Origin of the sequence: Aquibacillus koreensis (genome assembly GCF_025154055.1) — a bacterium.
GTDB classification, from domain to species: domain Bacteria; phylum Bacillota; class Bacilli; order Bacillales; family Amphibacillaceae; genus Aquibacillus_C; species Aquibacillus_C koreensis.
Map to the genome: position 1 here is coordinate 70164 of NZ_JAOALK010000008.1, position 12479 is coordinate 82642.

The window sequence follows — 12479 nt, forward strand, 5'->3', positions numbered from 1 at the left end:
GTGGTATATTTTGTATTGGTAAGCAAAGATACGGTGTAAAGAAAGAGTGGGGAAACCCACTCTTTCTTGTTACCTATGTTCTTTTTGGCCTGTACCTGTCGCAGCCAAAAGAAAGATCCCTGAATTAGGATGGAAGCTAATGAGTTCCCTTGCCGAAGTCAACATGGCAAGGGTTTTATAATTATCTAATTTACATATGGATGAAATGAAAGATGTTTAATTGAACATACTATGGACAAAAACAACTCACCATTAGGTTCATCATTCTTATGATCTTTGATAAAGGAGGGAATAAAATTGAGTAATAATGTAACTGAAAAGACAGAGGAATTAGTTCTTCCAATTTTAGAACGATTGGATTTAGAGTTAGTAGACATTGAATTTGAAAAAGAAGGTAAAAATTGGTTTTTACGAGTATTTGTTGATAAAACAGGTGGCGTAGATATTGAGGAGTGCGGGCAAGTATCGGAACAGTTAAGTGAAAAATTAGATGCTGAAGATCCAGTTACGTTCCCTTATTTCTTAGAAGTTTCATCTCCTGGTGTAGAACGTCCACTAAAAAAGAAGAAGGATTTTGAAAATAATATTGGTAATAACGTTTACGTGAAATTATATGAACCACTACATGATTCTAAAGAATTTGAAGGTGTTTTGAAATCTTATGAAGATGAAGTTGCAGTCTTAGAAATTAAAATAAAAACGCGTAAAAAAGAAATTGAAATTCCTTTTGACAAAATTGCAAAAGCTCGATTAGCAGTTACTTTTAACTAAAGGGGGAAAAATTGTGAGCAGTGAGCTGTTTGAAGCCATTCAGTACTTAGAAAAAGAGAAAGGCATAAATAAGGAAGTTTTGTTGGAAGCGTTGGAAGCAGCACTTATTTCTGCCTACAAGAAGAACTTTAAATCAGCAACGAATGTAAGAGTTGATTTAAATGAAACAACAGGTAGTATGCATGTGTTTGCTAGAAAAGATATAGTTGAAGAAGTGGAAGATAAGCAACAACAAGTTTCACTTGAAGAAGCAAAACAAATCAATCCTACTTATGATTTAGGAGATGTTATTGAAGTAGAAGTAACGCCAAAGGACTTTGGACGAATAGCTGCTCAAGCAGCAAAACAAGTAGTTACACAAAGAGTCAGAGAAGCTGAACGTGGTGTAATCTTTAGCGAATATATTGATCGAGAAGAAGACGTTATGACAGGCATCATCCAAAGAAAAGATCCACGATTTATCTATGTACACTTAGGTAAAATCGAAGCAAAACTGCCTGAGACTGAGCAGATGTCTGTAGAACAATATAATGTTCACGATCGTATAAAAGTATTCGTTACAAAAGTTGAAAATACAAATAAAGGTCCTCAGGTCTATGTTTCAAGAACACACCCTGGACTATTAAAAAGATTATTTGAGATGGAAGTTCCCGAAATATATGATGGTACAGTTGAAATCAAGTCTGTTGCTAGAGAAGCTGGAGACCGTTCTAAGATTTCGGTATATGCGGACAATCCAGAGATTGATCCTGTAGGATCATGTGTTGGACAACGTGGCCAACGAGTTCAAACTATTGTTAATGAACTAAAAGGGGAAAAGATAGATATTGTAGAATGGTCGGAGGACCCAGTTGTCTACGTATCTAACGCTTTAAGTCCATCTAAAGTAGTGAAGGTCTTAGTGAATGAAGAAGAGAAAGCAACAACCGTCATTGTACCGGACTATCAACTTTCATTAGCGATCGGCAAAAGGGGACAGAATGCTCGTTTAGCTGCAAAGCTTACCGGGTGGAAAATAGATATTAAGAGTGAGTCAGAAGCTAGAAATGATGGCTTATTGACAAATGAAGATACCTTAGAGAATGATACTTATTCTGACATTGATGAAGACCTGTTTGAATAAGGAGGTAATCAAATGCCAAATAAAAATAAAAAGGTGCCGCTTAGAAAATGCGTGATTACGCAGGAAATGAAGCCCAAAAAAGAACTCATACGAATTGTTCGTAATAAAGATGGCGAAGTTTTTGTGGATCAAACTGGTAAGAAGAATGGAAGAGGTGCTTACGTATCAAGAGATACTGCTGTTGTTGAGAAAGCACAGAAAAGTAAAGCATTAGACCGGCATTTAAATGCGAATATTCAAGAGTCGATCTATGAAGAATTAAAGTTAGTGATAGAGGGTAAGAACATTGAATAATGGAAAACAATATTTAAATATTTTAGGTCTAGCTATGCGTGCAAGAAAGTGTACATTAGGTGAAGAGTCTATTATCCGAGATATCCAAAAACGAAAAGCGAAATTAATTTTGTTAGCAAACGACACAGGGCAACAGACAAGGAAAAAAATTACGGATAAGTGTCAGTCTTACAATATTCCTTTACGAGTGGTGGATGATCGAGATACACTTTCACAAGCTATAGGTAAATCTGGTAGAGTAGCAATTGCAATTTTGGATGGAGGTTTCGCCCAAAAAATAATATCGTTACTCGATTAAATCTATTCGGGGGTGAACGTATGAGTAAAACACGTGTTTACGAATATGCAAAAGAACATAACATATCTAGTAAAGCAGTTATTGATAAATTAAAAGAATTAAACATTGAAGTATCTAATCATATGTCAACTATTTCAGATGAAACGACAAAGAAATTAAACGAAGTATTTGATAAGAAACAAGATAAAGGTGCTCAGGTTAAACAAGTAAATCAGAATACGAAACCAAAATCCGATAAAAAAGAAGGTAAATATAAAACGAATACAAATACTGCAAAACCTAATACAAACAACATAAATCATGCTAAGGGTAAAAAGAATAAGAAACATAACAATAATAATAACAATAGCCAAAATCAAAACAATCAACAGTCTAATCCGAAAAAAGAAAGTGCTCCTAAAAAAGAAGAATCGCCATCTAAAATTACCTACACTGGTTCACTTACAGTTGGGGAATTAGCGGAAAAATTAGGCAAAGATGCAAGTGAAATAATTAAAAAGTTAATGTTCTTAGGTGTAATGGCAACGAAAAACCAAGATCTAAATGAAGAGTCAATCGAACTAATTTGTGCAGAATATGACGTTGAAGTAGAGCAAGAGATTGAAGTTGATGAAAATGATTTAGATCAATATATTGCTGAAGACAAAGAAGAAGATTTAATTGAACGACCTGCAGTTGTTACGATTATGGGACACGTTGACCATGGTAAAACAACGCTTCTTGATTCCATTCGTGACACAAAGGTAACGGAAGGTGAGGCTGGCGGGATTACGCAACATATCGGTGCTTACCAAATCACGAATAAAGGTAAAAAGATTACATTCCTTGATACACCTGGTCACGCCGCATTTACAAGCATGCGTTCTCGTGGTGCGCAAGTAACAGATATCGCTATTCTCGTTGTTGCAGCAGATGATGGTGTAATGCCACAAACAGTCGAAGCAATTAACCATGCAAAAGCTGCAGAAGTACCAATTATTATTGCTGTGAACAAAATGGATAAAGAAGGTGCAAATCCTGACCGTGTTATGCAGGAGTTAACAGAGCACCAACTTGTTCCAGAAGATTGGGGCGGAGATACCATCTTCGTTCAACTATCTGCTATTAAACGTGAAGGTATTGATGACCTAATCGAAATGATCCAATTAGTAGCTGAAGTAGAAGAACTAAAAGCAAATCCAAACCGTAATGCGAGTGGAACTGTTATTGAAGCCCAACTCGATAAAGGCAGAGGATCTGTAGCTACTTTATTAGTACAAAACGGTACACTTAAAGTCGGGGATCCAATCGTTGTTGGTAACACGTTCGGTCGAGTTCGTGCAATGGTTAATGACTTAGGTAGACGAGTGAAAGAGGCTGGTCCATCGACACCTGTTGAAATTACGGGTTTAAATGAGGTTCCGCAAGCTGGAGATCAATTTACTGTTTTTGATGATGAGAAGAAAGCACGCCAAGTTGGTGAAGCACGTCAACAAAAAGAAATTGAAGTAAAGCGTGGAGATAAAGCTCGTGTTAGCTTAGATGATTTATTTGAACAGATAAAGCAAGGTGAAGTAAAAGATATTAACTTAATATTAAAAGCAGATGTTCAAGGTTCTGCGGAAGCATTAGCATCATCTTTAGAAAAAATTGATGTTGAAGGTGTTAAGGTACGAATTATCCACACTGGTGTAGGTGCAATAACAGAATCTGATATCATTTTAGCTTCAGCATCAAATGGAATCGTAATAGGGTTTAATGTAAGGCCAGATGTAAATGCTAAGAAAGCTGCGGAAGCAGAAAATGTAGATGTCCGTCTACACCGTATTATTTATAAAGTAATTGAAGAAATTGAATCTGCGATGAAGGGAATGCTAGATCCTGAATTCGAAGAAAAAGTAATTGGTCAAGCAGAAGTGCGCGAAATCTTTAAAGTTTCTAAAATCGGTACCATTGCTGGAAGTTATGTTACAGATGGTAAACTTACGCGTGATGCTGGTGTTAGAGTGATTAGAGACGGCATTGTCATCTACGAGGGTGAGATTGATACACTTAAACGTTTCAAAGATGATGTAAAAGAAGTAGCGCAAAATTATGAGTGTGGAATCACAGTTCAAAACTTTAATGATATTAAAGAAGGCGACGTATTCGAAGCGTATGTCATGGAAGAGATTAAACGCACATGATTTTGTTGGCCGAAGTAGAGTGTTTGATTTATGACGCGCAATCCTTGAAGCAAAAAAGATCTGTTGTAAAAAGTATAATAACGAGAATACAAAATGATTATAATATTGCTATAAGTGAAATTAACTATCAAGATTTGTGGCAACGAACACAGTTCGGTCTAGTAACGATTTCAAGTGATAAGGTTCAATCGGAAAGGGTGATTCATCAAGCACTTCGCTTGATTGACTCTTTTCCTGAAATTGAACGAACTACAACAAATCTCGAATGGGTATAATAATAATCCGTTCCAAGTATTGAATGTGATAACATTCCCTCAATTTTTGAAGAGGTGGTCGTTCATGAGTGATTTACGTGCAAACCGTGTAGGCGAACAAATGAAGAAAGAATTAGGAGATATTATCAGTAGAAAAATCAAAGATCCACGTGTTGGATTCGTCACAGTTACTGATGTTGAGGTGACTGGCGACCTTCAACAGGCAAAGGTATATATTTCAGTTCTAGGTGAAGAAAAGCAAAAACAAGATACTTTAATAGGTCTTGCTAAAGCAAAAGGATTTATGCGATCAGAGATAGGTAAAAGGATCCGCTTAAGAAAAACACCAGAATTATTGTTTGAATTTGATGAAGCGATTGAAAAAGGAAATAGAATAGAACATATTTTACGCGAGCTAAACAGCTCTCAAGATGAAGTATGATTCTATTCTCATGGATGAAACCCTTGTATTAAAATTAAACAAGGGTTTTATCTGTGTACAAAACTAATTTTAACTGTGAATTTGGAGGTTAAAGCCATGGATGGAATTCTCCCGTTATGGAAGCCAAAAGGATTTACATCTCATGATTGTGTGATGAAAGTTCGACGATTATATAAAACAAAGAAGGTAGGTCATACTGGAACCCTTGATCCAGAAGTAGAAGGTGTGTTACCAATTTGTATAGGACAAGCTACAAAAATTGTTCCCTTTTTAACGGATACAAATAAAACGTATATAGCGGAAGCGACCATTGGTTTCTCTACTGAAACAGAGGATAGCCATGGATCCGTTATTGATAAAGTTGCATTAACAACTCCAATCACAAGTTCCATGATTGAATCTGTACTAAAAGAATACCAGGGAACAATAACTCAAGTTCCTCCCATGTATTCTGCTGTCAAAGTGAATGGTAAAAAACTGTATGAATATGCACGTGAAGGAAAAGAAGTGGAGAGGCCAAACCGGAAAGTGTTTATAAAAGAACTAGAGCTTCTTACTACAAGTGAGCCTACGATTCATCAAACACAGCCTTTTACTTTTCGGGTTGTTTGTTCGAAGGGGACATATATCCGAACGTTATGTGTTGATATCGGTAAAGCCTTAGGGTATCCTGCACATATGTCAGAATTAGAGCGTACGCAGACAGGTAGTTTTGATAAATCTAACACGGTTACATTTGGTCAAATAGAAGAGGCGGTCGAAAATGGCAAAGAGGAAGAGCTTTTATCACCAATGAAAAAAGGGGTAGACCATCTTGATGTTCTTCACATAGATGATCCCTTACTTTTTAAAGTGAAAAATGGTCAAAAATTGCCTTTACCTTCACCTTTACCTAAAACGAATCCATTTCAGGTACAACATCGTAATGAACTAGTAGCGATTTATCAGATCCACCCAACTAATGAGGCTGAAATTAAGCCGTTAAGGATATTCCATACCAGTGTTGAAAGTAGGTGAAATGTATGGAAGTAATGACTCTGACGTATCCTCTTGAAATAAATACTGTTAAGTTACCAGAAGCGGTGGCTGCCATCGGTTTTTTTGATGGAATTCATAAAGGGCATCAAAAGGTCATTCAGGCTGCAAAACACCTTGCACAAAAGCAAAATAGACAAAGTGTTGTTATTACCTTTTTTCCTCACCCTTCTGTTGTTTTAAAAAGAGAAGAACAACGAATGGACTACTTAACTCCATTACGAGAAAAAGAAGAAATTTTAAGAGAGATGGGTATAGATAAATTATATATAATTACATTTAATGAACAACTTTCCAAATTAGACCCACAAGAATTTATTAACCATTTTATCGTTGGGCTTCACATTAAGCATCTCGTAACGGGGTTTGATTTCAGTTATGGATATAAAGGTAAGGGAACTACAGAAACAATTGTGAATCATGCAAACGGGAATTTTGATTATACCATCATTCCTAAAGAAGAGAAAAATAACGAAAAAATAAGTTCAACTCTCATTAGGCAACACCTAAGGCAAGGCCAGATTAAAGAGATGAATGAACTGTTAGGAAGATGTTTCGCTATCCGAGGTAAAGTAATAAAAGGAGATCAACGAGGGAGAACAATTGGATACCCAACCGCAAATCTTGACATAGAAGATAATTACTTTTTACCTAAAGTCGGAGTGTATGCTGTTACGGTAATTGTTGATGATGTTCGTTATCAAGGGATGGCAAACTTAGGGTATAAGCCTACCTTTAAAGATAATATGGAAAAGCCGTCGATTGAAGTGCATCTATTTGATTATAAAAATGATCTTTATGGTAAAGAATTAAAAATAGAGTGGCGAAACTACATACGTGACGAAATGAAGTTTGATCATATTGATCAGTTATTGAATCAAATCAAGCAAGATGAGATAGAAATCCGTAACTTTTTTGATGCAAAATAATTCGGTGATTTTTGATTAAGACTTGCTTTTTTAAGTGAAAAGGTGTAATCTTTAATATGGAACCGTCCACTTGGCTATGCGAGACTCCGACGCTTGCTAGGGGAGCGGGGATTAACATTTTTAGGAGGTGAACAGGATGGCACTTACACAAGAGCGTAAAAATGCGATCATCAATGAGTACAAAGTACACGATACAGATACTGGTTCTCCAGAAGTACAAATCGCTGTCCTTACTGAGGAAATTACAACGCTAAACGAACACTTACGTGTTCACAAAAAAGATCACCACTCACGTCGTGGTCTATTGAAAATGGTAGGTAAACGTCGTAACTTATTAAACTACCTACGTAATAAAGACGTAACACGTTACCGTGATTTGATTCAAAAGCTAGGTTTACGTCGTTAATGTACTTAAAAGCGGGAGTATTCCCGCTTTTTCTGTACGTAAAAAAATGATTACATAGAGCATTTTATAGAGGAAATACTATGGAAATGAGAAAGATATAAGCTTACAACATTAATTCATAATTCTCATTTTATTGAACAACCTCTAATACAAGAGCACTATTTTATTCTTAAATTGAGAGGAGTACTACAATTATATGGCAGATGATAAAAAAGTATTCTCCACCGAGATTTCGGGACAACCCTTTACGGTTGAAATTGGTGAATTAGCAAAACAAGCAAATGGTGCTTGCATGGTGCAATATGGAGACACATCTGTACTTGCAACTGCAACTGGTTCAAAAGAACCTAAGGACTTACCATTTTTTCCTTTAACGGTAAATTATGAAGAAAGATTGTATGCGGTTGGTAAAATACCAGGTGGATTCATTAAAAGGGAAGGACGTCCGAGTGAAAAAGCGGTTTTAACATCTCGTTTAATTGACCGCCCTATTCGTCCATTATTCCCAGATGGCTATCGTAATGACGTGCAAGTAATAAGTATTGTTATGAGTGTTGATCAGAATTGTCCATCTGAAATTGCTGCAATGATTGGATCTTCTATTTCGTTGTGTGTATCAGATATCCCATTTGATGGACCTATTGCTGGAGCGATCGTAGGCCGAGTGGATGGAGAGTTTATCATTAACCCTTCAACAGAGCAACGAGAGAAAAGTGATTTAGATTTAATTGTGGCAGGAACTAAGGACGCCATTAATATGGTAGAAGCAGGCGCTGAAGAAGTACCTGAAGAAATTATGTTAGAGGCAATTATGTTTGGTCATGATGAGATCAAGCGACTTTGTGCGTTTCAAGAAGAGATCATTGCCGAAGTTGCAAAAGAAAATATGGAAGTTACTTTATTTGAACTAGATAAAGAAATTACTGCAGCTGTGGAAGAAAAAGCACTAACTTCTTTAAAAGAAGCAATTCAGGTCCAAGAAAAGCATGCACGTGAAGATGCAATTCAAAAAGTAAAACATGAAGTTATTGCATCGTATGAAGAGCAAGAGGCAGATGACACGACATTAAAACATGTACGTGGTGTGCTTGATAAGATCGTTAAAGAAGAGGTTCGTCGCTTAATCACAAAGGAAAAAATTAGACCAGATGGAAGAAAGATTGACGAAATTCGTCCATTATCTTCACGTATTGGTGTTTTACCAAGAACACACGGTTCAGGATTGTTTACTCGTGGACAAACACAAGCATTAAGCGTTTGTACTTTAGGTGCTTTAGGAGATGTGCAGATTCTTGACGGATTAGACCTAGAAGAATCAAAACGATTCATGCATCATTATAATTTTCCACAGTTTAGTGTTGGTGAAACAGGTCCAATAAGAGGTCCTGGACGTCGAGAAATTGGACATGGTGCCTTAGGAGAACGTGCCCTAGAAGTTGTTATACCATCAGAAAAAGAATTTCCATATACCATTCGTCTAGTATCTGAAGTTCTTGAATCAAACGGTTCAACATCACAGGCGAGTATTTGTGCAAGTACATTAGCGATGATGGATGCAGGTGTACCGATTAAGGCTCCGGTTGCCGGAATAGCAATGGGACTAGTGAAATCTGGAGAAGACTATACAATTCTAAGTGATATTCAAGGGATGGAAGATCATCTAGGTGATATGGACTTTAAAGTAGCTGGAACCGCAAACGGTGTAACAGCCTTGCAAATGGATATCAAAATTGATGGGTTATCAAGAGAAATTCTCGAAGAAGCACTACAACAAGCGAAAAAGGGTCGTATGCACATTCTTAATTCTATGCTTGAAACGATTAACGTGCCAAAACAAGAGTTGTCACAGTATGCGCCTAAGATCATTCAACTACAAATTAACCCTGATAAAATCCGTGATGTTATTGGACCTAGCGGTAAACAAATTAATAAGATCATTGATGAAACAGGTGTTAAAATCGATATTGAACAAGACGGACTTGTGTTTATTTCCTCTTCAGATATGGAAATGAATCAAAAAGCGAAGAAAATCATAGAAGATTTAGTTCGTGAAGTTCAAGTAGGAGAAATGTATTTAGGAACCGTAAAACGAATTGAAAAATTTGGTGCCTTTGTTGAGATATATAAAGGTAAAGAAGGCCTTGTTCACATTTCTGAAATGGCAGAAGAAAGAATTCGTAAGGTAGAAGACGTCGCCGATATCGGTGATAAAATAATGGTTAAAGTTAAAGAAATTGATAATCAAGGTCGCGTTAACTTATCTAGAAAAGCTGTTATATTGGAAGAAAAAGAGAAAGAAAAATCAAACACAAAATAAATACTGTTTTGTGAATCGAGTAAGAAGCTGGCGTGCCAGTTTCTTTTTTTATACGCTATAATTTTACTGAAATCATAAGATTTTTAATATTCTATAGAATAAGGTTCAAGATTATCCTTAAGGGAAGAATATAACAACTGCTTCGCAAACACACTTTTTTATCACTAGTGCTTCATTCGTTCTAACTTGTCCTTCATTATCATAAATTTTTAATGAGGGAGGGGTTTAATTGAATAAAACAATTATGCAACTTTTAATGTTTTTGCTTATACTACTATTGGTATTTCCATATCAATCTCCGAACTTTTATTCATTCCAAGACTACACTAATGATTCTAATGTCGTCTCACAACTCGTAGTTAAGAATAAAGATAATTTAATGGAGCAAATTAAACAAAAAAGTGATGCATACGAAGTGCCACCAGTAAATGCAAAGATTGATAAAGTGTGGAAAAAAATGCCTGGGAGAAATGGACTAAAGGTAAATATAGAAAAGTCTTATGAACGGATGAAAGAAAAAGGTGTGTTTGACGAGACTCTGCTTGTTTATGACCAAGTTGAGCCAGAAACCTCTTTAGATGATTTACCACCATCCCCAATATATAAGGGACATCCGGATAAAAATATGGTTTCATTCTTAATTAATGTTGCATGGGGAACAGAAAATATTCCAAGTATGCTTAATACTTTAAAAAAGCACCAAGTAAAGGCGACTTTTTTTATAGAAGGCAAATGGGCTAGTAATAACACGAAACTAGTTAAAATGATTAAAGAAGAAGGTCATGTTATTGGAAATCATGCTTATGACCATCCAGATATGAACAGCCTTACCGAAGAGAAGAATAGGGAACAAATACAGAAAACGAATGAAATTCTTGAAGCCATCACAGGGGAAACACCGAAATGGTTTGCACCACCTAGTGGGAGCTTTAATAATCAGGTGGTTGAAATTGCTTCCAAATTAGATATGTACACGGTGTTGTGGTCAGTGGACACTATAGATTGGAAAAAGCCAACTACATCGGTAATGATTAATCGTGTAATGTCTAACATACATCCAGGTGCTACTATACTAATGCACCCAACTAACTCCGTAGAGCAAGGTTTAGATGAGTTAGTTTTGAATATTCAACAAAAAGGGTATAAAATTGGTACAGTAGAAAGATTATTAAGTGAAAAAAGATAATGTAAACTTTCATGACTGTTAATAGGAGGACTCAATTTGTTACAAAAACATGTTTGCCAAAATGGTCTTCGTATCGTCCTAGAAGAGATACCAGCAGTAAGGTCTGTAACGATTGGTATTTGGATTAAAACTGGATCGAGAAACGAAGGTAAAGAAAATAATGGTATGTCACACTTTTTAGAGCACATGTTCTTTAAAGGAACATCTACTCGTTCTGCGAAAGATATAGCTGAAGCGTTTGATGCTATAGGTGGACAAGTAAATGCTTTTACATCGAAAGAGTACACTTGCTACTATGCTAAAGTTTTAGATACACATAAAAATTATGCATTAGAAGTATTAGCGGATATGTTCTTTAACTCGAAATTTGATAAAGATGAAATGGAAAGAGAGAAAAAAGTTGTATTAGAAGAGATAAAAATGTCGGAGGATACACCAGATGATATTGTCCATGACTTGCTTTCAAAAGCTTCTTTTGGTAGTCATCCTTTAGGTTATCCAATATTAGGTACTGAGGCAACATTAGCTTCTTTTGAACCCGAGGATCTTCGAGCTTATATGGAAAAAAACTATGGTCCTGATAATATTGTTATCTCGGTTGCTGGGAATGTTAATGAATCCTTTTTTAATGATATTGATCGTTTATTTGGTAGCTATACGACATCACAGTCTTTAGACCCTTATAACGCACCGGCATTTATAGCGGAACATGTATCAAGAAAAAAAGAAACGGAACAAGCGCATTTATGTCTTGGTTACAATGGCTTTTCCATTGAGGATACAAGTATTTATAGCTTAATTGTAATGAATAATGTATTGGGGGGAAGTATGAGTTCAAGGTTATTCCAAGAAATCCGTGAACAAAGAGGGTTGGCTTATTCTGTTTTCTCCTATCATAGTTCATATTTAGATAATGGTTTACTTACTATATATACTGGAACGAGTAAAGAACACCTACCGCTTCTAAGAGAAACAATCGATCATACAATCAAAGACTTGATTGACAATGGCCTAACTGACAAGGAATTGCGTAATAGTAAAGAACAACTGAAAGGGAGTTTAATGTTAAGCCTGGAAAGTACAAACAGTAGAATGAGCCGTAATGGTAAAAACGAACTCCTGCTTAGAAGACATAAAACGTTGGACCAGATGATTGCTGATATTGATGCTGTAACGCATACATCTACAAGTGAAGTAATTCAAAAAATATTCGGAAATAGCCATTCAAGTGCGCTAATATCATCCGATGAATTATAAAT

The 12479-nt window shown here is 36.0% G+C and carries 13 protein-coding genes; all 13 read left to right on the forward strand.

Annotated elements, in window-relative coordinates; genetic code table 11:
* Nucleotides 1–297: 297 nt before the first annotated feature.
* The 13 genes from rimP (at nucleotide 298) to NYQ66_RS02110 (ending at nucleotide 12477) form a co-directional block, all read left to right on the forward strand.
* Complete coding sequence (rimP, locus tag NYQ66_RS02050; protein ID WP_259866323.1) at nucleotides 298–771, forward strand: ribosome maturation factor RimP; 474 nt, start codon at nucleotides 298–300, stop codon at nucleotides 769–771.
* 13 nt (nucleotides 772–784) lie between these two features.
* On the forward strand, nucleotides 785–1894 hold the full coding sequence (nusA, locus tag NYQ66_RS02055; RefSeq protein WP_259866325.1) for a transcription termination factor NusA: 1110 nt from the start codon (nucleotides 785–787) through the stop codon (nucleotides 1892–1894).
* A 12-nt stretch (nucleotides 1895–1906) separates the two neighbouring features.
* Nucleotides 1907–2188 (forward strand): RNase P modulator RnpM, encoded by a 282-nt coding sequence (gene rnpM / locus NYQ66_RS02060; RefSeq protein WP_259866327.1) that lies wholly within the window; start codon nucleotides 1907–1909, stop codon nucleotides 2186–2188.
* Between the two features lie 34 nt (nucleotides 2189–2222).
* The gene (locus tag NYQ66_RS02065) at nucleotides 2223–2486 is read left to right on the forward strand and encodes a L7Ae/L30e/S12e/Gadd45 family ribosomal protein (RefSeq protein ID WP_407652037.1); all 264 of its coding nucleotides are present in this window, start codon (nucleotides 2223–2225) and stop codon (nucleotides 2484–2486) included.
* Between the two features lie 20 nt (nucleotides 2487–2506).
* On the forward strand, nucleotides 2507–4651 hold the full coding sequence (infB, locus tag NYQ66_RS02070; protein ID WP_259866331.1) for a translation initiation factor IF-2: 2145 nt from the start codon (nucleotides 2507–2509) through the stop codon (nucleotides 4649–4651).
* Nucleotides 4648–4926, forward strand: a complete 279-nt coding sequence (locus NYQ66_RS02075; RefSeq protein ID WP_259866333.1) for a DUF503 domain-containing protein — start codon at nucleotides 4648–4650, stop codon at nucleotides 4924–4926. Before infB ends, NYQ66_RS02075 begins: the two co-directional genes overlap by 4 nt.
* Before the next feature lie 64 nt (nucleotides 4927–4990).
* Complete coding sequence (gene rbfA / locus NYQ66_RS02080) at nucleotides 4991–5347, forward strand: 30S ribosome-binding factor RbfA (RefSeq protein ID WP_259866335.1); 357 nt, start codon at nucleotides 4991–4993, stop codon at nucleotides 5345–5347.
* Nucleotides 5348–5443: 96 nt separating this feature from the next.
* On the forward strand, nucleotides 5444–6364 hold the full coding sequence (gene truB, locus NYQ66_RS02085; RefSeq protein WP_259866337.1) for a tRNA pseudouridine(55) synthase TruB: 921 nt from the start codon (nucleotides 5444–5446) through the stop codon (nucleotides 6362–6364).
* 5 nt (nucleotides 6365–6369) lie between these two features.
* Complete coding sequence (locus tag NYQ66_RS02090; RefSeq protein ID WP_259866339.1) at nucleotides 6370–7311, forward strand: bifunctional riboflavin kinase/FAD synthetase; 942 nt, start codon at nucleotides 6370–6372, stop codon at nucleotides 7309–7311.
* A gap of 136 nt (nucleotides 7312–7447) precedes the next feature.
* A complete protein-coding gene (gene rpsO / locus NYQ66_RS02095) occupies nucleotides 7448–7717 on the forward strand; it encodes a 30S ribosomal protein S15 (protein ID WP_259866341.1) in 270 nt (89 codons plus the stop codon).
* 196 nt (nucleotides 7718–7913) lie between these two features.
* Nucleotides 7914–10034, forward strand: a complete 2121-nt coding sequence (pnp, locus tag NYQ66_RS02100) for a polyribonucleotide nucleotidyltransferase (RefSeq protein WP_259866343.1) — start codon at nucleotides 7914–7916, stop codon at nucleotides 10032–10034.
* A 229-nt stretch (nucleotides 10035–10263) separates the two neighbouring features.
* Complete coding sequence (locus NYQ66_RS02105; protein ID WP_259866345.1) at nucleotides 10264–11220, forward strand: polysaccharide deacetylase family protein; 957 nt, start codon at nucleotides 10264–10266, stop codon at nucleotides 11218–11220.
* A gap of 36 nt (nucleotides 11221–11256) precedes the next feature.
* Nucleotides 11257–12477, forward strand: coding sequence for a M16 family metallopeptidase (locus NYQ66_RS02110; protein ID WP_259866348.1), 1221 nt, complete (start codon nucleotides 11257–11259; stop codon nucleotides 12475–12477).
* Nucleotides 12478–12479 lie beyond the last annotated feature (2 nt).

What these genes read in the sequence shown, in the direction of transcription:
- rnpM (WP_259866327.1), top strand. Translation starts at nt 1,907, where the DNA reads ATGCCAAATAAAAATAAAAAGGTGCCGCTTAGAAAATGCGTGATTACG.
- NYQ66_RS02090 (WP_259866339.1), top strand. Translation starts at nt 6,370, where the DNA reads ATGGAAGTAATGACTCTGACGTATCCTCTTGAAATAAATACTGTTAAG.
- NYQ66_RS02075 (WP_259866333.1), top strand. Translation starts at nt 4,648, where the DNA reads ATGATTTTGTTGGCCGAAGTAGAGTGTTTGATTTATGACGCGCAATCC.
- rbfA (WP_259866335.1), top strand. Translation starts at nt 4,991, where the DNA reads ATGAGTGATTTACGTGCAAACCGTGTAGGCGAACAAATGAAGAAAGAA.
- NYQ66_RS02065 (WP_407652037.1), top strand. Translation starts at nt 2,223, where the DNA reads ATGCGTGCAAGAAAGTGTACATTAGGTGAAGAGTCTATTATCCGAGAT.
- infB (WP_259866331.1), top strand. Translation starts at nt 2,507, where the DNA reads ATGAGTAAAACACGTGTTTACGAATATGCAAAAGAACATAACATATCT.
- truB (WP_259866337.1), top strand. Translation starts at nt 5,444, where the DNA reads ATGGATGGAATTCTCCCGTTATGGAAGCCAAAAGGATTTACATCTCAT.
- rpsO (WP_259866341.1), top strand. Translation starts at nt 7,448, where the DNA reads ATGGCACTTACACAAGAGCGTAAAAATGCGATCATCAATGAGTACAAA.
- pnp (WP_259866343.1), top strand. Translation starts at nt 7,914, where the DNA reads ATGGCAGATGATAAAAAAGTATTCTCCACCGAGATTTCGGGACAACCC.